Origin of the sequence: Enterobacter sp. R4-368 (genome assembly GCF_000410515.1) — a bacterium.
In the GTDB taxonomy this organism is placed as follows: Bacteria; Pseudomonadota; Gammaproteobacteria; order Enterobacterales; family Enterobacteriaceae; genus Kosakonia.
On record NC_021500.1, the window covers coordinates 3,206,384 to 3,229,852 of the forward strand.

Sequence of the window (23,469 nt, forward strand, 5' to 3'; positions counted from 1 at the left end):
AGTAGATGATGCAGTTCTCAAAAATGCATGGCCTTGGCAACGATTTTATGGTCGTCGACGCGGTAACGCAGAATGTCTTTTTTTCCCCGGAGCTGATCCGTCGTCTGGCGGATCGCCATCTTGGCGTAGGGTTCGACCAGTTGCTGGTGGTTGAGCCTCCCTACGATCCTGAACTTGATTTTCACTATCGGATCTTTAATGCCGATGGCAGCGAAGTGTCGCAGTGCGGCAACGGCGCGCGCTGCTTCGCCCGTTTTGTTCGCCTGAAAGGGTTGACCAATAAACGTGATATCCGCGTCAGTACGGCAAACGGTCGTATGGTATTGAGCGTAACGGAAGATGAGCTGGTTCGCGTGAATATGGGTGAGCCGAACTTTGAACCGTCGCAGGTGCCATTTCGCGCCAACAAAGCGGAAAAGACCTATATTATGCGCGCGGCAGAGCAAACAGTATTGTGCGGCGTTGTCTCAATGGGCAACCCGCACTGCGTGATTCAGGTGGACGACGTCAACACTGCCCCCGTTGAAACGCTGGGGCCGGTTCTGGAAAGCCACGAACGTTTTCCTGAGCGTGCGAACATCGGCTTTATGCAAGTCGTTAAACCGGACACCATTCGCCTGCGCGTTTATGAGCGCGGCGCCGGGGAAACCCAGGCCTGCGGCAGCGGTGCTTGCGCAGCGGTTGCTGTCGGTATCTCGCAGGGGTTGCTGGCGGAAAATGTTCGCGTGGAATTACCAGGCGGTCGACTTGATATCGCATGGAAAGGCCCGGGCCAACCACTGTATATGACTGGCCCGGCGGCACATGTCTACGACGGGTTTATTCAGTTATGAAGCAGCCAGGGGAAGAACTACAGGACACCTTTACACAGCTGGATGACAGCGATGTCGTTGATTATCTGCTGCGTAACCCTGATTTCTTTATCCGCAATGCACGGCTGGTGGAACAGATGCGCGTACCGCATGCGGTGCGCGACACCGTTTCACTGGTGGAATGGCACATGGCGCGTTCGCGCAATCACATCAATGCGCTGGAAGAGAACATGACGCTGTTGATGGAGCAGGCCAGCGCTAACGAAGGTCTGTTTTATCGTCTGCTGCGTTTACAGGGACGGCTGGCGTCTGCGCCGAGCCTTGACGAAATGCTCAACCGTTTCCATCGCTGGGCGCGTGATTTAGGGCTGGCTGGCGCCACTATCCGCCTGTTTCCCGATCGCTGGCGTCTTGGCGCGCCGTCGAAATTTACCCATCTTGCGCTCTCCCGACAGGCGTTTGAACCGCTGCGTATCCAGCGCCTTGGCCAGCAGCATCACTATCTTGGGCCGCTAAACGGGCCGGAGTTACTGCTGCTGTTGCCGGAAGCGAAAGCGATTGGCTCCGTCGCGATGTCGCTGATGGGGCAGGATGGCGCGCTGGGCGTTGTGTTGTTCAGCAGTCGCGACGTTCACCATTATCAACAGGGACAAGGCACGCAGTTGCTGGAAGAGATCGCGCAGATGCTGCCGGATCTGCTGGAGCGCTGGATTGAGCGCGTATGACCGATTCTCCGCTGTTTTCGTTCGTCACCCGTTTTCTGCGCTACCTGGGCGTTGAACGCCAGCTCAGTCCTGTCACGCTTTTAAATTATCAGCGTCAGCTTGATGCCATTATTGCTTTGACCGAAGAAACGGGTCTGAAAAGCTGGCAACAATGTGATGCTGCGATGGTGCGCGCCATTGCCGTGCGCAGCCGACGCAAAGGGCTGGGGGCCGCGAGCCTGGCGCTGCGGCTCTCGGCGCTGCGCAGTTTCTTTGACTGGATGGTCAGCCAGGGCGAGTTACCCGCAAACCCGGCAAAAGGCATTTCCGCGCCAAAAGCGCCACGCCATTTGCCGAAAAACATCGACGTTGATGATGTTAACCGGCTGCTGGATATCGATCTGAATGATCCGCTCGCCGTGCGCGATCGCGCGATGCTTGAAGTAATGTATGGCGCGGGTCTGCGTTTGTCTGAACTGGTGAATCTGGATATTAAACATCTGGATCTGGAAAGCGGCGAAGTGTGGGTGCTGGGCAAAGGCAGTAAAGAACGTCGTTTGCCGATTGGCCGCAACGCGGTCGTCTGGATTGAGCACTGGCTTGATTTACGCGGTCTGTTCGGCGCACAAGACGATGCGCTGTTTCTGTCGAAGCTCGGCAAACGTATTTCCGCGCGTAATGTGCAAAAGCGCTTCGCTGAGTGGGGCATTAAGCAAGGGTTGAACAGCCACGTGCATCCTCATAAGCTGCGCCACTCTTTCGCCACCCATATGCTCGAATCGAGCGGCGATCTGCGCGGTGTGCAGGAGCTGCTCGGTCACGCTAATCTGTCCACCACTCAGATATATACTCATCTTGATTTTCAACACCTTGCTTCGGTATACGATGCGGCGCACCCGCGCGCCAAACGGGGGAAATAATGCGTTTTTACCGCCCATTAGGTCAGATCTCTGCGATCACCTTCGACCTGGACGACACCCTTTACGACAACCGGTTGGTTATCCAGCGCACAGAACAGGAAGCGCTGGCGTTTGTGCAGCGTTATCACCCGGCGTTAAGCAATCTGGAAAACAGTGAATTCCATCGTCTGCGCCAGTCGCTGCGGGAAACTGAACCGGATATTTACCACGATGTCACCGAGTGGCGCCGGCGTTCCGTTGAACGCGCGATGCTGGATGCCGGTCTGACCGTAGAAGAAGCCGCCGCCGGTGCAAATGCTTCGATGGTCAATTTTGCCAAATGGCGCAGCCGCATTGATGTGCCAGAGGAAACCCACGACACATTGACGAAGCTCGGCAAAAAGTGGCCGCTGGTGGCGATCACCAACGGTAACGCGCAACCGGAGTTGTTCGGCCTGGGCGACTACTTTGAATTCGTGTTGCGTGCCGGGCCGGACGGTCGCGCAAAACCCTTTAGCGATATGTATCATCTGGCGGCTGAGCGTCTCGGTGTGGCGATTGGCGATATCCTGCATGTGGGTGATGATCTGACCACCGACGTTGCCGGCGCGGTGCGCTGCGGCATGCAGGCTTGTTGGATCAAACCGGAAGGCGCAGATCTGCTGCAAGCCAGCGACAGCCGGTTACTGCCGCATGTGGAAATTTCGCGGTTGGCATCCCTCACTACGCTGATATAATCACCAGCTGTTCTGTATAAATTCCCAGTAATATTTCGCGGCGGTGCCAATGGACGTTTCTTATCTGCTCGACAGCCTCAATGACAAACAGCGCGACGCCGTAGCCGCCGAGCGCAGCAATATGCTGGTGCTGGCAGGGGCGGGGAGCGGTAAGACGCGCGTACTGGTACACCGTATCGCCTGGCTGATGACCGTGGAAAACTGCTCGCCATACTCCATTATGGCGGTGACTTTCACCAACAAAGCGGCGGCGGAAATGCGCCACCGTATCGGCCAGTTGATGGGCACTTCGCAGGGCGGGATGTGGGTTGGCACGTTCCACGGCCTCGCGCACCGTTTGCTGCGCGCGCACCATATGGACGCCAACCTGCCGCAGGATTTCCAGATCCTCGACAGCGAAGATCAGCTGCGTTTGCTCAAGCGTCTGATCAAAGCGATGAACCTCGACGAGAAGCAATGGTCGCCGCGCCAGGCGATGTGGTACATCAACGGCCAGAAAGACGAAGGCATTCGTCCGCACCATATTCAAAGTTTCGGTAACCCGGTGGAACAGACCTGGCAGAAAGTTTACCAGGCCTACCAGGAAGCCTGCGATCGCGCCGGGCTGGTCGATTTCGCCGAGCTGCTGCTGCGCGCCCATGAGTTGTGGCTCAACAAGCCGCATATTTTGCAGCACTACCGCGAACGCTTTACCAATATCCTGGTGGACGAATTCCAGGATACCAACAACATTCAATACGCGTGGATCCGCCTGCTGGCGGGCGATACCGGCAAAGTGATGATCGTCGGCGACGATGATCAGTCCATTTACGGCTGGCGCGGTGCGCAGGTGGAAAACATCCAGCGCTTCCTGAAAGACTTCCCCGGCGCCCAGACGATCCGCCTGGAGCAAAACTACCGTTCGACCAGCAATATTCTCAGCGCGGCGAACGCCCTGATTGAGAACAACAACGGGCGCCTGGGTAAAAAACTGTGGACCGATGGCGTCGATGGCGAGCTGATTTCACTCTACTGCGCCTTTAACGAACTGGATGAAGCGCGTTATGTCGTCAACCGTATCAAAGCCTGGCAGGATAACGGCGGCCAGCTTTCGCAGTGCGCCATTCTCTATCGCAGCAACGCCCAGTCGCGCGTGCTGGAAGAGGCGCTGCTGCAAGCCAGCATGCCGTACCGGATTTATGGCGGTATGCGATTCTTCGAACGTCAGGAAATTAAAGATGCGCTCTCCTACCTGCGCCTGATCGCCAACCGCAACGATGATGCCGCTTTTGAGCGCGTGGTGAATACGCCAACGCGCGGCATCGGCGACCGTACGCTGGACGTGGTGCGCCAAACCTCGCGCGATCGCCAGTTGACGTTATGGCAGGCGACGCGTGAGTTGTTACAGGAGAAAGCGCTGGCGGGCCGCGCGGCGAGCGCGCTGCAACGTTTCCTGGAACTGATTGACGCGCTGGCACAGGAAACGGCGGATATGCCGTTGCATGTGCAAACCGACCGGGTGATCAGCGATTCCGGCCTGCGCATGATGTACGAGCAGGAAAAAGGCGAAAAAGGCCAGACGCGTATCGAGAACTTAGAGGAACTGGTCACCGCGACGCGCCAGTTCAGCTACAACGAAGAAGACGAAGATTTAATGCCGCTGCAGGCATTTCTCTCCCACGCCGCACTGGAAGCGGGCGAAGGGCAGGCGGATACCTGGCAGGATGCGGTGCAGTTAATGACGCTGCACTCGGCGAAAGGGCTGGAGTTCCCGCAGGTGTTTATCGTTGGCATGGAAGAGGGCATGTTCCCCAGCCAGATGTCGCTGGATGAAGGCGGCCGCCTGGAAGAGGAGCGCCGTCTGGCGTATGTCGGCGTGACGCGCGCGATGCAAAAACTGACCTTAACCTATGCGGAAACACGTCGGTTGTACGGTAAAGAGGTGTATCACCGCCCGTCGCGCTTTATTGGCGAGTTGCCTGAAGAGTGTGTTGAAGAGGTACGTTTGCGCGCCAGCATCAGCCGCCCGGTTAGCCATCAACGCATGGGTACGCCGGTGGCGCAAAGCGATACCGGCTATAAACTTGGCCAGCGCGTGCGCCATGCCAAATTTGGCGAAGGCACGGTGGTGAACATGGAAGGCAGCGGTGAGCACAGCCGTTTGCAGGTGGCTTTCCAGGGGCAAGGTATTAAATGGCTGGTGGCGGCTTACGCCAAGCTCGAAACCGTGTAACTTTCAGAAAAATATCATTATTTTGTAATATTCTGCTAGCCTTATACGCTGAAGGGCAAATATTGCTCTTTAGCGTTTCGTTGCGTGTTGACGCCTTCTGAGTGCTGGCGTAACATGCGCGCACGATCACGCTAAGAGGACATTCGCCTTGGACACACCCAGTAGATACTGGCTCAATTTCCTGGTTTTCAGGAACAACTCCTAAGGCTATCTCCTCATGCTGATGGCCTTAGAGGTTGTCAGCGACCCGCTGTATTCCCCGTCGCGCTGAGTCAGGCTGTTTAATGGTCTGAAACCCAATTTGTTTCTCTGTGTGCCCACCGAACTGTCCGATATTTTTTGCATTGGGAGTCCCGGCTATGCTGAGCGCATTTCAACTGGAAAACAATCGTTTAACCCGCCTTGAGGCTGACGAAATCAAACATCTCGCCAGCTCTGTTTGGGTTGATTTGGTCGAGCCGGACGATGAAGAACGTACCCGCGTGCAAACGGAATTGGGCCAGAACCTGGCCACCCGACCTGAACTGGAAGACATTGAGGCGTCGGCGCGTTTTTTTGAAGACGAAGACGGCCTGCACATCCACTCCTTCTTCTTTTTTGAAGATGCTGAAGATCATGCAGGCAACTCAACCGTAGCATTTACCATCCGCGAAGGTCGCCTGTTCACCCTGCGTGAGCGCGAGCTGCCTGCGTTTCGCCTGTACCGTATGCGCGCCCGCAGCCAGGAGATGGTCGACGGTAACGCTTATGAACTGCTGCTGGATCTGTTCGAAACCAAAATTGAGCAACTGGCGGATGAAATCGAAAACATTTACAGCGATCTGGAAAAGCTGAGCCGCGTCATTATGGAAGGCCAGCAGGGCGACGAGTATGACGACGCGCTCTCGACGCTGGCGGAACAGGAAGATATCGGCTGGAAGGTGCGCCTGTGTCTGATGGATACCCAGCGCGCGTTGAACTTCCTGGTGCGTAAGGCGCGTTTACCGGCCGGTCAGCTTGAGCAGGCGCGCGAGATCCTGCGCGATATCGAATCCCTGCTGCCGCACAACGAATCGTTGTTCCAGAAAGTGAACTTCCTGATGCAAGCGGCGATGGGCTTTATCAATATCGAGCAGAACCGCATCATCAAGATCTTCTCGGTGGTATCGGTCGTGTTCCTGCCGCCGACGCTGGTGGCTTCCAGTTACGGCATGAACTTTGAATTTATGCCCGAACTGCACTGGAGCTTTGGCTACCCTGGCGCAATCATCTTTATGATCCTCGCGGGGCTCGCGCCTTATCTCTACTTCAAGCGCCGTAACTGGCTATAAAATAAAAAGGTTCAGCATCACGCTGAACCTTTTTTATTACAGGCTCCAGTCCTGTTTGCCCTTCACTTTTAGATCGTAATACCAAATGTTGGCCCGACAGGCGATGATGGCGTTGACCATATAACCCAGGAAGCCAATGTTAAAAATAACCGCAACCACGATAACGACTATGTTGATAACTAAAACTAACAGGGCTTTCTTCCATAAACCAAGGATCAGCAAATAGATAATAGAAAAAAACCAGGCGAAGAAATTGAAAGAGACTTTTATCTTCTGCCCGAAAGTCATTTCTTTATAGGCGTTTTTCCATGCCGGGCTCATCCCCCAAAAAGAGGGGTAGCCATTCTTCTCATAGAATGCGAAACGATACTTCCATTTGTCGCTTAATGAATGGTCGCTTTTATAATCATAAGTGTTGATGTTACTCATTTTCCCCTCCTGAAATAGACACGTGGTCCGTCGAATTAATTTGTTGCTTTAACTGCGTCGGTGCGAGCATAAAGACGAAAAATACCAGCACGTCGTAACCGAAATAGATTCTGATACCTAAGCTCACGCACTCTACATCGCTGACAACACCGGTGGCGGCAACCGCCAGCGAGGCCAGGTAGACCAGCAATGAAAAAATGACCACATAGCGGCCTTTGGCACCGCTATCTCTGCAGCGTTGCGCGTTAATATTTAGCTTTAAATAGGTGTAAAGCAGAAAGCACACCAGTGGCAGAACAGGCAGTTCGGCCACATTAAAGGCGACAACTAAAAAGAGAATATGCAGAAGTAAAAATATAAGGATATACGGCCCACGCGCGAGGCACGTTTTGCCCGATGGCAAAAAAATCCTGCGGATCATCGCTGATTCATCCTGAATAACGTAATGACGAAGGGGCAAACATAGCATTCCATTGCGCATTACGCGATTGGGTAAATCCTTACCTCTAAATTTTTGTAGGTATTGGGCGGCTATTCCGCCCATGTGTTTAATCAGGCTTTTTTGCGTAACCCGCGCTGCGTATAAACCGCGTCGAGGACAAAGATAGCCAGCGCAACCCAGATAAAGCCGAAGGTCACCATTTTATCCGCACCGGGATGCTCGCCGTAAAAAAGCACCGCCAGCACGAACATCAATGTCGGGCCGATGTACTGGAAGAAGCCGAGCGTCGACAGGCGCAGACGCGTTGCCGCACCGGTAAAACAGAGTAGCGGCACCGTGGTTACGACACCTGCGGCCATTAAAAGCAGATTAAGCGACAGACTGTTTTGCCCCATATGGCTGGTCGGGCTGTCGGTAATGCCGAACAACCAAATCGCCGCTACCGGCAGCAGCCACAGCGTTTCTATCAACATGCCGGTTTGTGCCTCCACCGCAATCTTTTTGCGCAGCAGGCCGTAAAAAGCAAAGCTGAAGGCCAGGCCAAGCGCGATTATCGGCAGCGAACCAAATGTCCACAGTTGTACCAGCACACCGATCGCCGCCAGCAGCACCGCCAGCCACTGCATGCGGCGAAAACGTTCGCCCAAAAACAGCATCCCCAGCAGAATATTCACCAGCGGGTTAATAAAGTAGCCCAGGCTCGCTTCCAGCATATGGTTATGGTTTACCGCCCAGATAAACAACAACCAGTTTCCCCCTACCAGTACCGCAGAGAGCGCCAGCAGCAGGATCTTTTTCGGCGTTTGCAGCAGGGCTTTCACGCTGCTCCACTGGCGGCTAACGCTAATCAACGCCAGCATAAAGAAGAAGGACCAGATCACGCGATGTGTAAGAATTTCGTCGGCCGGAACGAACCAGATCGTTTTGAAGTAAGCCGGGGCAACGCCCCAAATAAAATATGCGGCCAGGGCAAGAAGCACGCCCAGCCGCGTCTGTTTTGCATCCATCGGGAAAGCTCGTAGCTGAAATGAATCCTCATGGTACCCGATTTTTCTGACCGGCTCACCCCACCATATAGGTGGCGGTCGCGCTGGCGATGTAGAGCTGTTCTTCGTTGTGCAGCTCTACGCGCGCGACGGCAACTTTATTACCCGCGCGCAGCAAGCTGCTACTGGCGGTAAAGCGCGTGCCGCGACCCGGTCGCAGGTAATCGACGCGTAAATCGATCGTGCCCATCCGTGCTAAACGCTGGCGCAGCTCCTCTTCGCTAATGGTTTCATGGCGGGTTAACGTGCTGCCCACGCAAACCAGACCCGCGGCGACATCCAGCGCGGAGGCAATCACGCCGCCGTGTAAAATGCTTTGCGCCCAGTTGCCGACCATCATAGGCTGGTTAGTGAAACTCAGCTGCGCGTACTCTTTTTCATAGCGCTCCAGCTCCAGCCCTAACGCACGATTAAACGGCATGTGGTACACGAATATCTCGCCGACCGTTTTCAGGACTTCTTCCGCTGTGAGAACAACTGACATGGCTATCTGATCCGATGAGTTAATGAAATGTTGATTTTATGCTTATCGATTGTTGATTTCCACTTTCGGAACCGATACATGAGCAGTGACTCAATAAATATGTAGAATACTTGCGGGGAAATTCGTCAATTCAACAATATGATTTGGAGCAGCAAACCGATGCGGACCTCTCTGGGTTGGTTTTTCGCAGTGCTTGCACTGCCGTTTATGGCTTACGCACAAGAAGCGACGGTAAAAGAAGTTCATGATGCACCTGCCGTGCGCGGCAGCATCATCGCCAATTTATTGCAGGAGCACGACAATCCGTTCACGCTCTACCCTTATGAATCCAACTACGTTATCTACACCGATACCAGCGATCTGAACAAAGAAGCGATTCGCTCCTATAACTGGGCGGATAATGCGCGCAAAGATGAAGTGAAGTTCCAGCTCAGCCTGGCGTTCCCTCTCTGGCGCGGGATTCTGGGGCCAAACTCGGTGTTCGGTGGTTCCTACACGCAAAAATCCTGGTGGCAGTTGTCAAACAGCGGAGAGTCTTCTCCATTCCGTGAAACCAACTACGAACCGCAACTGTTCCTTGGTTTCGCCACCGATTACGAATTTGCTGGCTGGACGCTGCGCGACGTGGAATTTGGCTTTAACCACGATTCGAACGGACGTTCCGACCCGACTTCACGCAGCTGGAACCGCGCCTATACGCGCTTAATGGCGCAAAGCGGCAACTGGTTGGTGGAAGTCAAACCCTGGTATGTGGTGGGATCGGTTGATGACAACCCGGATATCACCAAATATATGGGTTATTACCAGCTGAAAATTGGCTACCAGCTGGGCGATGCGATCCTCAGCGCAAAAGGACAATATAACTGGAATACCGGTTACGGCGGCGCGGAACTCGGTCTAAGCTACCCAGTGACTAAACACGTACGTCTTTATACGCAGGTCTACAGCGGGTACGGCGAATCGTTGATTGACTACAATTTCAATCAGACACGTGTCGGCGTGGGCGTGATGCTTAACGATCTGTTTTAAGCGTTGCAGTTTCTCTCTCAGGCGCTGAAAATAGCGCCTGTTTTTATTTCAGGCAAATGGGGTCAGAGTGGCACAGGCGGAAGTATTGAATCAGGAATCGCTGGCGAAACAGGTTTTGCAAGAGACCTTCGGCTACCAGCAATTCCGCCCGGGCCAGCAGGATATTATCGACACCGTGCTCAGCGGCCGCGACTGCCTGGTGGTGATGCCGACCGGCGGCGGGAAATCCCTGTGTTACCAAATTCCGGCGCTGGTATTAGATGGCCTGACGGTGGTGGTTTCACCGCTTATCTCGCTGATGAAAGATCAGGTCGATCAGCTACTGGCAAACGGTGTTGCAGCAGCATGCCTGAACTCTACCCAGAGCCGCGAACAGCAGTTTGAGGTGATCAACGGCTGTCGCAACGGCCAGATTCGCCTGCTTTATATCGCTCCCGAGCGCCTGATGCTCGACAACTTCCTCGATCAGCTGCGCCAGTGGAATCCGGTGCTGCTGGCCGTGGACGAAGCGCACTGTATTTCCCAGTGGGGCCATGATTTCCGCCCGGAATACGCCGCGCTGGGCCAGTTACGCCAGATGCTGCCTTCCGTGCCGTTTATGGCGCTTACCGCCACCGCCGATGACACAACCCGCCGCGATATCGAGCGTTTGCTGGGGCTTCACGATCCGCTGATTCAGGTCAGCAGCTTTGACCGCCCGAACATTCGCTACATGCTGATGGAAAAATTTAAGCCGCTCGATCAGCTACTGCGTTATGTGCAGGAGCAGCGCGGCAAGTGCGGCATCGTGTATTGCAACAGCCGGGCGAAAGTGGAAGACACCGCCGCCCGTTTGCAAAGCCGTGGTTTTAGCGCGGCGGCTTACCATGCCGGGCTGGAAAACGAGGTGCGGGCGCGCGTACAGGAACAGTTCCAGCGCGACGACCTGCAAATTGTCGTGGCGACGGTGGCGTTTGGTATGGGCATCAATAAGCCCAACGTGCGCTTCGTGGTGCATTTCGACATTCCGCGCAATATCGAATCCTATTATCAGGAAACCGGTCGCGCCGGGCGTGACGGCCTGCCTGCGGAAGCGATGCTGTTTTACGATCCGGCGGATATGGCGTGGCTGCGCCGCTGCCTGGAAGAGAAGCCCGCCGGGCCGTTGCAGGATATCGAACGACACAAGCTCAATGCGATGGGCGCCTTTGCCGAAGCGCAAACCTGCCGCCGTCTGGTGCTGCTGAACTACTTTGGCGAAGGTCGCCAGGAGCCCTGCGGTAACTGCGATATTTGCCTCGATCCGCCGCGCCAGTACGACGGATTGCAGGACGCGCAAAAAGCGCTGTCGGCTATTTACCGCGTGAATCAGCGTTTCGGTATGGGCTATGTGGTGGAAGTGCTGCGCGGGGCGAACAATCAGCGCATCCGCGAGTTTGGTCACGACAAATTACCGGTGTATGGAATTGGTCGCGAGCAGAGCCACGAACATTGGGTGAGCGTGATCCGCCAACTGATTCACTTAGGCTTCGCCACACAAAACATTGCTCAGCACTCGGCATTGCAACTCACCGAAGCGGCGCGTTCGCTGCTGCGCGGTGAAGTCCCGTTGATGCTGGCGGTGCCGCGTATGGTGGCGCTGAAACCAAAAGTGATGCAGAAAGCGGCGGTTGGCAATTACGACCGCAAGCTGTTCGCCAAGCTGCGCAAGTTGCGTAAAGCGATTGCCGATGAAGAGAACATTCCGCCGTACGTGGTCTTTAACGACGCCACACTGATTGAAATGGCCGAACAGATGCCGCTCTCTCCCGGTGAGATGCTCAGCGTCAACGGGGTGGGGACGCGCAAACTTGAACGCTTCGGCCAGGAGTTCATGGCGTTGATTCGCGCGCATGTTGACGGCGAAGAAGAGTAGTCAGCCTGCGAAAAAAATGGGAGGATGGTTTCCCCCTGAACTATTTTCCCGCGAGTTATCTATGTTGATGTTATTTCTCACCGTGGCGCTGGTGCATATCGTCGCACTGATGAGCCCCGGCCCCGATTTCTTCTTCGTTTCACAAACCGCCGTCAGCCGCTCGCGCAAAGAAGCGATGATGGGCGTGCTCGGTATCACCACCGGCGTCATGATTTGGGCCGGCGTGGCACTGCTCGGCCTGAACCTGATCCTCGCAAAAATGGCGTGGCTGCATAACATCATTATGGTCGGCGGCGGCCTGTATTTATGCTGGATGGGCTACCAGATGTTGCGCGGCGCGCTGAAGAAAGGGCCGCAAAGCAGCGATGCGCCGCAGGTTGAGCTGGCCGCCAGCGGACGCAGCTTTATCAAAGGGTTACTGACCAATCTCGCTAACCCGAAAGCGATCATTTACTTTGGCTCAGTGTTTTCACTGTTTGTTGGAGATAGCGTGGGCGCTGGCGCGCGCTGGGGTATTTTTATGCTGATTGCGGTGGAAACCTTTGCCTGGTTTACCGTGGTCGCCAGCCTGTTCGCCTTACCGCAAATCCGTCGGGGTTATCAGCGTTTGGCGAAGTGGATTGATGGTTTTGCTGGCGCACTGTTCGCCGGTTTTGGTATCCACCTGATTATTTCCCGCTAAGCGATAAACGCCGGATAGCCGCTATCCGGCTCTCTTTTCAGGCGTGTCTTGCCGATGCCAGCAGCGCGCCGACCAGCATAAACAACGAACCAAACACTTTGTTCAACGCTTTCATCTGATGCGGGCCTTTGATCCATGCCGCAATGCGCTGCGCCAGCGTGGCGTAGCCAATCATCACAATGATATCCACCACGATGGTGGTGACGCCGAGCACCACGTACTGCATCACTTGCGGTTGATGCGGGACGATAAATTGCGGGAACAGTGCGGCGAGAAAAACAATGCTCTTCGGATTGGTCAGGTTGACGAATACGGCGCGTTTAAACAAACGCCCGCGCGTTTGAGTTTTTGCCAGCGTATTGAGATCGATAGCGCCCGCAGCGCGCCACTGCTGGATGCCAAGCCAAATCAGATAAGCCGCGCCCGCCCATTTCAGCACTTCAAAGGCCAGCACCGAGCGTGAAAATAATGTGCCTAAACCGACACCGACCAGCACGATGTGAATGGCTAAACCGGTTTGTAGCCCGGCAATCGACGCCGCCGCGCCGCGATAACCGTGGCTGATGGACGTGGACATGGTGTTAATCGCGCCGGAGCCGGGGGACAGGCTCAGGATTAAGGATGTCAGCAGGTAGGCGAACCACCATTCGAAGGTCATGAGAAACTCCCTGGATATCGGTTTTTATGCCACAATACGCTATTGGCAGCGGAATTTGCTATGGGTCACAAAAAAACGATTTTACATGGCTAAAAGGGGCGAAATCCCAATGTTTCGGCACAAATCGACATGGGAAACCAGAGAAAAAGCGTTCGCGGCTTTTACCATGGGACCGCTGATGGATTTCTGGCGTTCGCGGGAAGAAGCGGTCTTTACCGGCGTGGACGATGTGCCGGTCAGTTTTGTCCGTTTTCGCGCGCAAAGTAACGACCGCGTTATTGTGATTTGTCCCGGCCGCATCGAAAGCTACGTAAAATACGCAGAGCTGGCGTATGACCTGTTCCACCTCGGTTATGACGTGTTGATTATTGATCATCGCGGCCAGGGGCGTTCCGGGCGAATGTTGCCGGACACGCATCGTGGCCATGTGGTGAAATTCAGCGATTATGTCGACGATCTGGCGGCGTTTTGGGATCAGGAAGTGGCCAGCGGGCCGTGGCGCAAACGCTATATCCTTGCCCATTCGATGGGTGGTGCCATTTCCACCCTGTTTTTACAGCGCTATCCGCAAGCCTGCGATGCGATTGCCCTGTGCGCGCCCATGTTCGGCATTATCATTCGCCTGCCTGAATGGATGGTGCGCCCGTTGCTGGACTGGGCTGAAAGTTACCCGAGTCTTCGTGAGGGTTACGCCATTGGCACCGGGAGCTGGCGCCCGTTGCCGTTCGCGATAAACGTGTTAACCCACAGCCGCGAGCGCTATCGCCGTAATTTGCGTTTTTATGCCGATGAACCGCAGCTTCGCGTTGGCGGGCCCACCTGGCACTGGGTACGCGAAGGGATCCTCGCCGGTGAACACGCGCTGGCGGGGGCGGAAAAAGACGCCACGCCGACATTGATTATTCAGGCAGAAGAGGAGCATGTGGTGGATAACCGCATGCATCAACGCTTCTGTGAACGACGCGCCGCAGCGGGCCACCCTTGTGAAGGGGGGAAACCGCTGGTCATACAAGGCGCGTACCATGAGATCCTTTTTGAAAAGGACGCCATGCGCTCGGTCGCGCTCAACGCCATCGTCGAATTCTTCGACCGGCATAACTGATGAATTATTGAGGTTAAATTTTCTTATGTACCAGGTTGTTGCATCTGATTTAGATGGCACATTGCTCTCCCCCGACCACACACTGTCGCCCTTTGCCAAAGAAACGTTAAAACTGCTTACCGCGCGCGGCGTCAACTTCGTCTTCGCCACCGGCCGCCACCATGTGGATGTCGGGCAAATCCGCGACAATCTGGGCATTAAAGCCTATATGATCACCTCCAACGGTGCGCGGGTACACGACACCGATGGCAATCTGGTGTTCACCCATAACCTGGATCGCGATATCGCCACCGATCTGTTCGGCGTGGTGCATAACGAGCCGGATATCATTACCAACGTCTACCGCAACGATGAGTGGTTCATGAACCGCCACCGCCCGGATGAGATGCGTTTCTTTAAAGAAGCGGTGTTCCAGTATTCGCTGTATGAACCGGGTTTGCTTGAGCCGGAAGGGATCAGCAAAGTCTTCTTCACATGTGAAAGTCATGAAAAACTGCTGCCGCTCGAGCAGGCCATCAACGCCCGCTGGGGCGATCGCGTGAACGTCAGTTTCTCTACCTTAACCTGCCTGGAAGTGATGGCGGGCGGCGTGTCGAAAGGCCATGCGCTGGAAGCGGTCGCCGGCGCGCTGGGTTATAGCCTGAAAGAGTGCATCGCCTTTGGTGACGGCATGAACGACGCGGAAATGCTGTCGATGGCGGGCAAAGGTTGCATTATGGGTAACGCTCACCAGCGCCTGAAAGAACTGCACCCGGAGCTGGAAGTGATTGGCACCAACGCCGATAACGCCGTACCGCATTACCTGCGTAAGCTGTTCCTCGAATAAGATTGACGAGTGGTTTTAAATTAACCGCTCGTCAACTAAATACTCAAACTTTGCGCAACTGAGTTCGCTACAATGCCTGTCCACTCATCGAAGAGACATTCATTGTGGCGTTACTCATCATCACCACTATTTTGTGGGCTTTCTCTTTTAGCCTGATTGGCGAATACCTTGCGGGCCATGTCGACAGCTACTTCTCCGTGCTGATGCGCGTGGGGCTGGCGGCGCTGGTCTTTTTACCGTTTCTGCGTGCGCGTGGGCATAACCTCAAGACCATTGGCCTGTACATGCTGGTGGGCGCGCTGCAACTGGGCATTATGTACCTGTTCAGCTTCCAGGCGTATCTCTACCTGACGGTGTCTGAATTCCTGTTGTTTACCGTTTTCACACCGCTGTATGTCACCCTGATTTACGATCTGCTCAGTAAGCGCGGGCTGCGCTGGAGCTACGCGCTGAGCGCCGGGCTGGCGGTAATTGGCGCGGCGATTATTCGCTACGACAAAGTGAGCGATCACTTCTGGATTGGTCTGATTCTGGTGCAACTGGCGAATATCAGCTTTGCCATTGGTATGGTCGGCTACAAACGCCTGATGGAGACGCGCCCGATGCCGCAACACAACGCGTTCGCCTGGTTTTATCTTGGCGCATTCGTGGTCGCCGTTGTGGCGTGGTTTGTGATGGGTAATCCGCAGAAATTGCCGACCACGACGCTGCAATGGAGCGTGCTGGTGTGGCTTGGCGTGGTGGCATCCGGGTTGGGTTATTTTATGTGGAACTACGGCGCCACGCAGGTGGATGCCGGGACGCTCGGCATCATGAACAATGTGCATGTTCCCGCCGGGTTACTAGTTAACCTCGCGATCTGGCAGGAACAACCGCACTGGCCGAGCTTTATTATTGGTGGTGCGGTGATAATGGCCTCGCTGTGGGTGCATCGCCGTTGGGTCGCTCCGCGCTCCGCACAAAAGGCAGATGGTCGCAAGCGTGGTTCCGCGCTGAGCGAATAAACGCTTCCGTTACCGGCTGACGCTGCTCGCCGTCGCGCACGGCGGCGTACAGCCGGCTCCACAATCCTTCGCCCAGGGTTTTGGTCACTATCAGACCCTGGCGCTCAAAACTCTCCACCACCCAGTGCGGCAGCGCCGCAATGCCCATCCGCGCGGCAACCATCTGAATCAGCAGCAGCGTATTATCAACGCTTTTCAGCGACGGGCTCACGCCCGCCGGTTGCAGGAAGTGACGCCAGATATCCAGGCGGCTGCGCTGTACGGGGTAAATCAGCAGCGTTTCGCTGGCGATATCGTCCGGCGTGATGCGCGCTTTCGCCGCCAGCGGATGATCGGGGGCGAGCACCAGACGCACTTCAAAATCAAACATCGGCGAATAGTGCAGACCGCTGCGCGGCAGAATGTCGGAGGTCATGACCAGATCCAGCTCGCCCTGTTGCAGCGCAGGTTGCGGATCAAACGTGACGCCGGATTTGAAATCCATCTCCACTTGCGGCCAGTTCTGGCGGAAGTTCTCAAGCGCAGGTGTCAGCCACTGAATACAGCTATGGCACTCAATAGCGATGCGCAGCGTGGCTTGCTGCGGCTCATTGCAGGCCTGCAGCGCGCGGCTAATCTGCGGCAGCACCTGATTTGCCAGTTGCAGCAGAATTTCACCCTGCGGCGTAAAGCGCAGCGGCTGGCTTTTCCGCACAAACAGACGAAAGCCAAGGCGCTGTTCCAGATCGCTGAACTGGTGGGAAAGCGCGGACTGCGTTTGATGCAGCGTTGCCGCCGCTGCCGCCAGCGACCCGCTGTTTCGTAACGCCTGTAGCGTTTTCAGGTGTTTAATTTCGATCATGAAAGTCCTTCACTCCGGCATGAACATTTTGCGCTTGAGGAATATACAGTACCTACACAATATGGATGTGTAAACATCTGGACGTCTAAAAATCCTGTGTCTTTCGAATTAATGGTGCGTTGGCTGCGCTCTTTCACCCCAGTCACTTACTTCAGTAAGCTCCTGGGGATTCATGAACTTGCCGCCTTCCCTTAATCCGAAATCCTTTGGATTAACCCAATTGAAGAGGCTAAAAATGACAATTCTTAATCACACCCTCGGTTTCCCTCGCGTTGGCCTGCGCCGCGAGCTGAAAAAAGCGCAAGAGAGCTACTGGGCGGGTAACTCCACCCGTGAAGAGCTGCTGGCGGTAGGGCGCGAGTTGCGCGCCCGCCACTGGGAGCAGCAAAAAGAGGCCGGTATCGATCTGCTGCCGGTGGGCGATTTCGCCTGGTACGACCATGTTCTGACCACCAGCTTGCTGCTGGGCAATGTGCCGGCTCGTCATCAGAACAACGACGGTTCCGTCGATATCGACACCCTGTTCCGCATTGGTCGTGGCCGCGCGCCAACCGGCGAACCGGCGGCAGCGGCGGAAATGACCAAATGGTTCAACACCAACTACCACTACATGGTGCCGGAGTTCAGCAAAGGCCAGCAGTTCAAACTGACCTGGACGCAACTGCTGGACGAAGTAGACGAAGCGCTGGCGCTCGGCCATAAGGTGAAACCTGTGCTGCTGGGCCCGGTCACTTACCTGTGGCTGGGCAAAGTGAAAGGCGAACAGTTTGATCGTTTAAGCCTGCTGAACGACATTCTGTCGGTCTACAAACAGGTGCTAGGCGAGCTGGCAAAACGCGGTATTGAGTGGGTACAAATCGACGAACCGGCGCTGGTGCTGGAGTTGCCACAAGCCTGGCTGGATGCGTTTAAACCAGCTTACGACGCGCTTTCCGGCCAGCTAAAGCTGCTGCTGACCACCTATTTTGAAGGTGTGACGCCGAACCTTGATGTGATCACCGCGCTGCCGGTGCAGGGGCTGCACGTTGATTTAGTACACGGCAAGGACAACGTGGCCGAGCTGCACTCGCGTCTGCCTGCTGACTGGCTGCTTTCTGCCGGTCTGGTGAATGGTCGTAACGTCTGGCGCGCCGATCTCACCGAGAAATATGCGCAAATCAACGAAGTGGTCGGTAAACGTCCGCTGTGGGTTGCCTCTTCGTGTTCTTTGCTGCACAGCCCGATCGATCTGAGTGTTGAAACGCGTCTGGATGCGGAAGTGAAAAGCTGGTTCGCCTTCGCCCTGCAAAAATGCCAGGAACTGGCGCTGCTGCGCGATGCGCTGAACAGCGGTAATACGGAAAAACTGGTGGAATGGAGCGCCCCGATTCAGGCGCGTCGCCACTCTACGCGCGTTCACAACACGGCAGTAGCGCAGCGTCTGGCGGCGATCACCGCGCAGGACAGCCAGCGTAACAGCCCGTACGCCGAGCGCGCGAAAGCCCAGCGCGAGCGCTTTAAGCTGCCTGCCTGGCCGACCACCACTATCGGCTCTTTCCCGCAGACTACCGAGATTCGCGGCCTGCGGCTGGATTTCAAAAAAGGCAATCTCGACGCGGGTAATTACCGCACTGGTATCGCCGAACATATCAAACAGGCGATTGTCGAGCAGGAGCGTCTGGGCTTAGACGTGCTGGTGCATGGCGAAGCCGAGCGTAATGACATGGTGGAGTACTTCGGTGAAAACCTGGATGGCTTCGTCTTTACACAAAACGGCTGGGTGCAGAGCTACGGCTCCCGCTGCGTAAAACCACCAGTGGTTATCGGCGACGTCAGCCGCCCGGAAGCGATTACCGTCGAGTGGGCGAAGTATGCGCAGTCGCTGACCGATAAACCGGTGAAAGGGATGCTGACCGGCCCGGTGACCATTCTTTGCTGGTCGTTCCCGCGTGAAGACGTGAGCCGCGAAACCATCGCCAAACAGATTGCGCTGGCACTGCGTGATGAAGTGGCGGATCTGGAAGCGGCAGGGATTGGCATTATCCAGATTGATGAACCGGCACTGCGCGAAGGTTTGCCGCTGCGTCGCAGCGACTGGGACGCCTATCTGGCCTGGGGCGTGGAGGCTTTTCGCATCAACGCGGCGGTGGCGAAAGATGACACGCAGATCCATACCCATATGTGTTACTGCGAGTTTAACGACATCATGGATTCCATCGCCGCGCTGGATGCCGATGTGATTACCATTGAAACCTCGCGATCGGATATGGAACTGCTGGAGTCGTTCGAAGAGTTTGAGTACCCGAACGAAATCGGCCCGGGTGTGTACGATATTCACTCGCCGAACGTACCGAGTGTCGAGTGGATCGAAGCACTGCTGCAAAAAGCCGCGCAGCGTATCCCGGCACAACGTTTGTGGGTGAACCCGGACTGCGGCCTGAAAACCCGCGGCTGGCCGGAAACCCGTAGCGCGCTGGCGAACATGGTGAAAGCCGCGCAGAACCTGCGTCAGCAGTAAGTCTTACCGCGCCGCCCGGTGTGAAACCGGCGGCGCGTCATTCCTCTGTAACAAGCCAACATCGCTTCGGTAACATTTTTGTCAAACTCCCTTGTTTAAATCGTCGCAACGAAAACACAGGGGACTGAACCATGAGTAAGAAAAGTGTGCTGGCAGCGGTACTGCTGGCCATCATCAGTACGTCAGCTTTCGCCAAATCCACTCTGACGCTCTATACCAGCCAGCCCAATGAAGATGCGCAAATGACCGTCAGCGCCTTTGAAAAAGCGCACCCGGACATTGAAGTGAAATGGATCCGCGACGGAACTACCAAGCTGACCGCGCGTTTGCAGGCAGAGTTAGCCGCCGGTGGCGCCGCCCCGGACGTGCTGCTGATTGCCGACAGCGTGACCATGGAATCCCTGAAACAGCAAAATCTACTGGCGGCGTATAAATCACCGCAAGCGACGCGTTTTGATGCGCAGTTGTATGACAAAGAGGGCTACTACTACGGCACCAAACTGATCACCACCGGTATTGCTTATCACAGCAAAGCCCCCGTTAAGCCAAGCTCCTGGCAGGATCTGCTCAAACCGGAGCTGAAAAACATGACCACCCTGCCAAGCCCGCTCTATTCCGGCGCGGCGCAAATCCACCAGGCGACGCTGATGAACGATCCGGCGCTCGGCTGGCAATACTACGAGAAACTAAAAGAGAACGGTGCGATGCCGCAAAGCGGTAACGGCGCGGTGATGAGCGCGATTGCGTCCGGCAGCAAAGCCTATGGCGTGCTGGTGGATTACATGGCGATCCGCGAAAAAGCCAAAGGCGCACCGATTGAGTTCGTCTTCCCGAAAGAGGGCGTCAGCATTGTTACCGAGCCGGTAGCGATGATGAAAAACGCGAAAAACCCGCAGGCGGCGAAAGCGTTTATCGACTTTGTGCTCTCGGATGAGGGGCAAAAACTGGTGCTCCAGCAGGGCTATCTGCCCGCCGACGCCACCTTGCCGGTTCCGGCCGGGTTCCCGCCGCGCGACAGCATCAAGCTGATGCCGTTTGATGCAGCAAAAGCGTTGGCCGAGACGGAAGCCAATAAAAAGCGCTTTGCCGACCTGTTCGGAAACCGCTAATTGATGACCAGTATGACGCTGCGCCAGCACGCCAGCGGCGGCCCGGCAAAAGGGCTGCTCTGGCTGTTATTATTTCTTGTTGCGCTACTGAGCCTGCTGCCCAGCCTGCGGTTGCTGGTCTCTGCGCTGGTTGACGGGCGCCACGGCAGCGACAGCAGTTTGTGGCGTGTGATGAGCAACCCTTCCACCTGGCTTGCGCTGTGGCACAGCCTGTATACCAGTGGGCTGGGCATGCTGCTGTCACTGCTGCTGGGTAGCCTGTTCGCTTTTTGCCTGGCGCTGACCAATATCCGCCTCAAACAGCTGTGGGTATTTCTGTTTATGCTGCCGATGATGATCCCGCCGCAGGTCACCGCGTTAAGCTGGCTGCAACTTTTGGGGCCGGGCAGCATCTTGCTCAATAGCATTGGTCTTGCGCCAGGGTTTGGCAGCAGCAACCCGCTCTATTCGGCAGAAGGCATCGCATTGCTGCTCGGTATTCAGCATGCGCCGCTGGTGTTTCTGGCGCTGCGCACCCAGCTACAGTGTTTGCCAAAAGAGCATATTGAAGCCGCACGATTACACGGCGCATCGTTGTGGCGGGTGTTCTTCGACATTGTGTTGCCGCTGTGCCGTACTGCATTGTGGGCCGGGGCGGCGATCGCGTTTGTTTCGGCGCTCGGTAATTTTGGTATTCCGGCGATGCTGGGCATCCCGATTTCCTACTTTGTACTCCCTGTGTATATCTATCAGACGCTTTCCAGCTTTGGCCCGGCGATGCTGAACGACGTGGCGGCGCTGTCGGTGCTGATGGGGATGCTGGCAATTGGCATTGTCACGCTGCAAGGCCACATGCAGCGGCGTTATGCGCTGCCGCTGATTGGCATGGCGGGGCGCGCGCTGGGTTTCACCCTCGGCAAATGGCGGCTGGCGGTCGAGTTATTATTGGCGGCGGTGCTGTGTGCCATCCTGCTCGCGCCGCTAGTGGCGCTGATTACCACCTCGCTGGTGCCGACGCTTGGCGTCGCGCTGAATAGTGAAACGCTTACCTTTGCCGCCTGGCGAGGGATCTTTGATGCGCAAAGCGCCACGTTACGCGCGCTCAGCAACAGCCTGTTTTTATCGATCTCGGCGGCTGTGGTGTTGATGTTGCTCAGCCTGCCGCTAGCGTGGCTGCTGGTGCGCTACCCGAACCGGCCGTTGCGCTGGCTGTATTTAATTATCGACATCCCCTATACCTTGCCCGGCGTGGTGCTGGCGATTGCCTGTATTCTGCTGTTTGCTCGCCCATTGCCGCTGATCGATATCAGCCTTAGCGGCACGCTGGGCATTATCTTTTTCGCCTATCTCGCACGTTTCCTCACGGTTTGCCTGAAGCCGGTGCACAGCAGCATGCTGCAACTGGATCCCGCAATGGAAGAAGCGGCCAGCCTGGCTGGGGCGAACTTCTCCCGGCGACTGCGCCATATCGTCCTGCCGTTGCTGGCACCGGCGGCGTTTGCCGGGGCGTTGCTGGTATTCCTCACAGCGGTGAATGAACTCACTGTCTCGGCGCTGCTGTGGAGCGCCGGGAAAGAGACGCTGGGCGTGGTGATTTTTAACCTTGATGAGAGCGGCGATAAGGTGCTGGCATCGGCGCTTTCCGTGCTGGTTGTCATTCTGGTGGCGCTGGTGATGCTGTTGCTCAGCGCGCTTGGCCGCTATTTACCGAAAGGAGTGATCCCTTGGCAGAGCTGAGACTGGAACATCTAAGCAAAGCATTTGCCGGCCAGACCGTGGTGCGGGATATCAATCTGACCATTCCGCAGGGGGCGTTTACCGCCCTGTTGGGGCCAAGTGGCTGCGGCAAAACCACCACGCTGCGTATTCTTGCGGGGCTTGAGACCTTGAGCGAAGGGCGCTTATGGCTGGGCGATCGTCTGCTGGCAGATAAAACGCTGCACACTCCGCCGGAGCAGCGCGATATGGGGATGGTCTTTCAGTCTTATGCGCTGTGGCCGCATATGACGGTTGCCGGGAACGTGGGCTACCCGCTAAAGCTGCGCAATGTGCACGGCGCTGCGCGTCACAAGCAGGTGATGGACGCGCTGGAGGTGGTTGAACTGGGTGCTTACGCCGCACGTTCGCCGCAAGAGTTAAGCGGTGGTCAGCGTCAACGCGTGGCGCTGGCGCGCTGCCTGGTCGCGGAGCCACAAGTGGTGTTGCTTGATGAACCGCTGGCAAACCTCGATCGCCATCTGCGTGCCACCATGGAACAGACTTTCCGTGATTTTCATCGCCGCACTGGTGCAACGTTTGTCTATGTCACCCATGATCAGGCGGAAGCGATGGCGCTCGCCAGCCATATCGCGGTGATGCACCAGGGCGAACTGATGCAGTGGGGCGCACCGCAGGCGCTGTATCAGCAGCCGCAGAATGGCTGGGTGGCGCGTTTTATTGGTAAGGGGAGTGTGCTGATGCTGGCGACGCCCGCCGGGGTACAGCAACTGGATGGCGCGCAAATGCATGCTGGGCTGGCGCATACTGGCGCGGATCTTCACCAGCCGGTGCTGGTTCGCCCCGAGCATGTGCAGGTAGCGAGTGAGGGTCTGAGCGCTGAGGTACAAAGCTGCATTTATCAGGGCGAGCGCTATTTGCTTGATTTACGCCTGCGCGATGGGCAAACGCTGAGTGCCTTTCATCATGCACCGCTGCAATGCAAACAGATCGTGGCGGTACGTTTGACCCAGGGCTGGCGTCTCGAAACAGCATGAGGTGCGCCGGGCATTTACTC

The 23,469-nt window shown here is 56.1% G+C and carries 23 protein-coding genes; 17 read left to right on the forward strand and 6 right to left on the reverse strand.

Annotated elements, in window-relative coordinates:
- Window positions 1-8 precede the first annotated feature (8 nt).
- The 7 genes from dapF (at window position 9) to corA (ending at window position 6,674) form a co-directional block, all read left to right on the forward strand.
- Window positions 9-833 (forward strand): diaminopimelate epimerase, encoded by an 825-nt coding sequence (dapF, locus tag H650_RS15125; RefSeq protein ID WP_020456015.1) that lies wholly within the window; start codon window positions 9-11, stop codon window positions 831-833.
- The gene (locus tag H650_RS15130) at window positions 830-1,537 is read left to right on the forward strand and encodes a DUF484 domain-containing protein (RefSeq protein ID WP_020456016.1); all 708 of its coding nucleotides are present in this window, start codon (window positions 830-832) and stop codon (window positions 1,535-1,537) included. The genes dapF and H650_RS15130 overlap by 4 nt, the downstream gene beginning before the upstream one ends.
- A complete protein-coding gene (gene xerC / locus H650_RS15135; RefSeq protein WP_020456017.1) occupies window positions 1,534-2,436 on the forward strand; it encodes a tyrosine recombinase XerC in 903 nt (300 codons plus the stop codon). The genes H650_RS15130 and xerC overlap by 4 nt, the downstream gene beginning before the upstream one ends.
- Window positions 2,436-3,152, forward strand: coding sequence for a 5-amino-6-(5-phospho-D-ribitylamino)uracil phosphatase YigB (yigB, locus tag H650_RS15140; RefSeq protein ID WP_020456018.1), 717 nt, complete (start codon window positions 2,436-2,438; stop codon window positions 3,150-3,152). Before xerC ends, yigB begins: the two co-directional genes overlap by 1 nt.
- Window positions 3,153-3,201: 49 nt before the next feature.
- A complete protein-coding gene (gene uvrD / locus H650_RS15145; protein ID WP_020456019.1) occupies window positions 3,202-5,364 on the forward strand; it encodes a DNA helicase II in 2,163 nt (720 codons plus the stop codon).
- A gap of 148 nt (window positions 5,365-5,512) precedes the next feature.
- Window positions 5,513-5,569 (forward strand): YsgD/CorL family protein, encoded by a 57-nt coding sequence (gene ysgD / locus H650_RS26130; protein WP_353609977.1) that lies wholly within the window; start codon window positions 5,513-5,515, stop codon window positions 5,567-5,569.
- 154 nt (window positions 5,570-5,723) lie between these two features.
- Window positions 5,724-6,674: a magnesium/cobalt transporter CorA gene (gene corA / locus H650_RS15150; protein ID WP_017459737.1), complete on the forward strand. Its 951-nt coding sequence runs from the start codon at window positions 5,724-5,726 to the stop codon at window positions 6,672-6,674.
- Between the two features lie 36 nt (window positions 6,675-6,710).
- Here the strand turns inward: corA and H650_RS15155 are convergent, their stop codons facing one another.
- The 4 genes from H650_RS15155 to yigI are packed head-to-tail and all read right to left on the reverse strand — an operon-like array spanning window position 6,711 to window position 9,075.
- Window positions 6,711-7,103, reverse strand: coding sequence for a DUF2628 domain-containing protein (locus H650_RS15155; RefSeq protein ID WP_020456020.1), 393 nt, complete (start codon window positions 7,101-7,103; stop codon window positions 6,711-6,713).
- Window positions 7,096-7,647: a hypothetical protein gene (locus H650_RS15160; RefSeq protein ID WP_233500434.1), complete on the reverse strand. Its 552-nt coding sequence runs from the start codon at window positions 7,645-7,647 to the stop codon at window positions 7,096-7,098. Before H650_RS15160 ends, H650_RS15155 begins: the two co-directional genes overlap by 8 nt.
- Window positions 7,648-7,655: 8 nt before the next feature.
- The gene (gene rarD / locus H650_RS15165) at window positions 7,656-8,552 is read right to left on the reverse strand and encodes an EamA family transporter RarD (RefSeq protein WP_020456021.1); all 897 of its coding nucleotides are present in this window, start codon (window positions 8,550-8,552) and stop codon (window positions 7,656-7,658) included.
- A gap of 55 nt (window positions 8,553-8,607) precedes the next feature.
- Entirely contained in the window at window positions 8,608-9,075 is a 468-nt protein-coding gene (gene yigI, locus H650_RS15170; protein ID WP_020456022.1) for an acyl-CoA thioesterase YigI, read from the reverse strand.
- A 159-nt stretch (window positions 9,076-9,234) separates the two neighbouring features.
- On the opposite strand from yigI, the gene pldA reads away from it, so the two are divergent.
- From pldA to rhtC, 3 genes are all read left to right on the forward strand, one after another.
- Entirely contained in the window at window positions 9,235-10,104 is an 870-nt protein-coding gene (pldA, locus tag H650_RS15175) for a phospholipase A (protein WP_044489770.1), read from the forward strand.
- A gap of 67 nt (window positions 10,105-10,171) precedes the next feature.
- Entirely contained in the window at window positions 10,172-11,998 is a 1,827-nt protein-coding gene (gene recQ, locus H650_RS15180) for an ATP-dependent DNA helicase RecQ (protein WP_020456024.1), read from the forward strand.
- Window positions 11,999-12,059: 61 nt separating this feature from the next.
- Window positions 12,060-12,680: a threonine export protein RhtC gene (gene rhtC / locus H650_RS15185; protein WP_020456025.1), complete on the forward strand. Its 621-nt coding sequence runs from the start codon at window positions 12,060-12,062 to the stop codon at window positions 12,678-12,680.
- A 37-nt stretch (window positions 12,681-12,717) separates the two neighbouring features.
- On the opposite strand, the gene rhtB is transcribed toward rhtC, so the two are convergent.
- The gene (gene rhtB, locus H650_RS15190; RefSeq protein ID WP_020456026.1) at window positions 12,718-13,338 is read right to left on the reverse strand and encodes a homoserine/homoserine lactone efflux protein; all 621 of its coding nucleotides are present in this window, start codon (window positions 13,336-13,338) and stop codon (window positions 12,718-12,720) included.
- Between the two features lie 109 nt (window positions 13,339-13,447).
- On the opposite strand from rhtB, the gene pldB reads away from it, so the two are divergent.
- The 3 genes from pldB to H650_RS15205 all read left to right on the forward strand — a co-directional run bounded on the left by pldB (window position 13,448) and on the right by H650_RS15205 (window position 16,270).
- Window positions 13,448-14,440 carry a lysophospholipase L2 gene (gene pldB / locus H650_RS15195; protein ID WP_020456027.1) on the forward strand — a complete coding sequence of 331 codons (993 nt, stop codon included), beginning with the start codon at window positions 13,448-13,450 and terminating at the stop codon, window positions 14,438-14,440.
- 25 nt (window positions 14,441-14,465) lie between these two features.
- Window positions 14,466-15,266, forward strand: a complete 801-nt coding sequence (gene yigL / locus H650_RS15200; RefSeq protein ID WP_020456028.1) for a sugar/pyridoxal phosphate phosphatase YigL — start codon at window positions 14,466-14,468, stop codon at window positions 15,264-15,266.
- Between the two features lie 104 nt (window positions 15,267-15,370).
- A complete protein-coding gene (locus H650_RS15205) occupies window positions 15,371-16,270 on the forward strand; it encodes a carboxylate/amino acid/amine transporter (protein WP_020456029.1) in 900 nt (299 codons plus the stop codon).
- Here H650_RS15205 and metR read toward each other — a convergent pair.
- The gene (gene metR, locus H650_RS15210) at window positions 16,158-17,111 is read right to left on the reverse strand and encodes an HTH-type transcriptional regulator MetR (protein ID WP_020456030.1); all 954 of its coding nucleotides are present in this window, start codon (window positions 17,109-17,111) and stop codon (window positions 16,158-16,160) included. The two genes, H650_RS15205 and metR, sit on opposite strands and share 113 nt — an antisense overlap.
- A 235-nt stretch (window positions 17,112-17,346) precedes the next feature.
- Between metR and metE the strand changes: the two genes are divergently transcribed.
- The 4 genes from metE to H650_RS15230 all read left to right on the forward strand — a co-directional run bounded on the left by metE (window position 17,347) and on the right by H650_RS15230 (window position 23,449).
- Complete coding sequence (gene metE, locus H650_RS15215) at window positions 17,347-19,608, forward strand: 5-methyltetrahydropteroyltriglutamate--homocysteine S-methyltransferase (RefSeq protein ID WP_020456031.1); 2,262 nt, start codon at window positions 17,347-17,349, stop codon at window positions 19,606-19,608.
- Between the two features lie 131 nt (window positions 19,609-19,739).
- Window positions 19,740-20,717: an ABC transporter substrate-binding protein gene (locus H650_RS15220; RefSeq protein ID WP_020456032.1), complete on the forward strand. Its 978-nt coding sequence runs from the start codon at window positions 19,740-19,742 to the stop codon at window positions 20,715-20,717.
- A 3-nt stretch (window positions 20,718-20,720) separates the two neighbouring features.
- Window positions 20,721-22,433, forward strand: a complete 1,713-nt coding sequence (locus H650_RS15225; RefSeq protein WP_044489542.1) for an ABC transporter permease — start codon at window positions 20,721-20,723, stop codon at window positions 22,431-22,433.
- Window positions 22,421-23,449 (forward strand): ABC transporter ATP-binding protein, encoded by a 1,029-nt coding sequence (locus H650_RS15230; protein ID WP_020456034.1) that lies wholly within the window; start codon window positions 22,421-22,423, stop codon window positions 23,447-23,449. Before H650_RS15225 ends, H650_RS15230 begins: the two co-directional genes overlap by 13 nt.
- The last annotated feature ends 20 nt before the right edge of the window (window positions 23,450-23,469 follow it).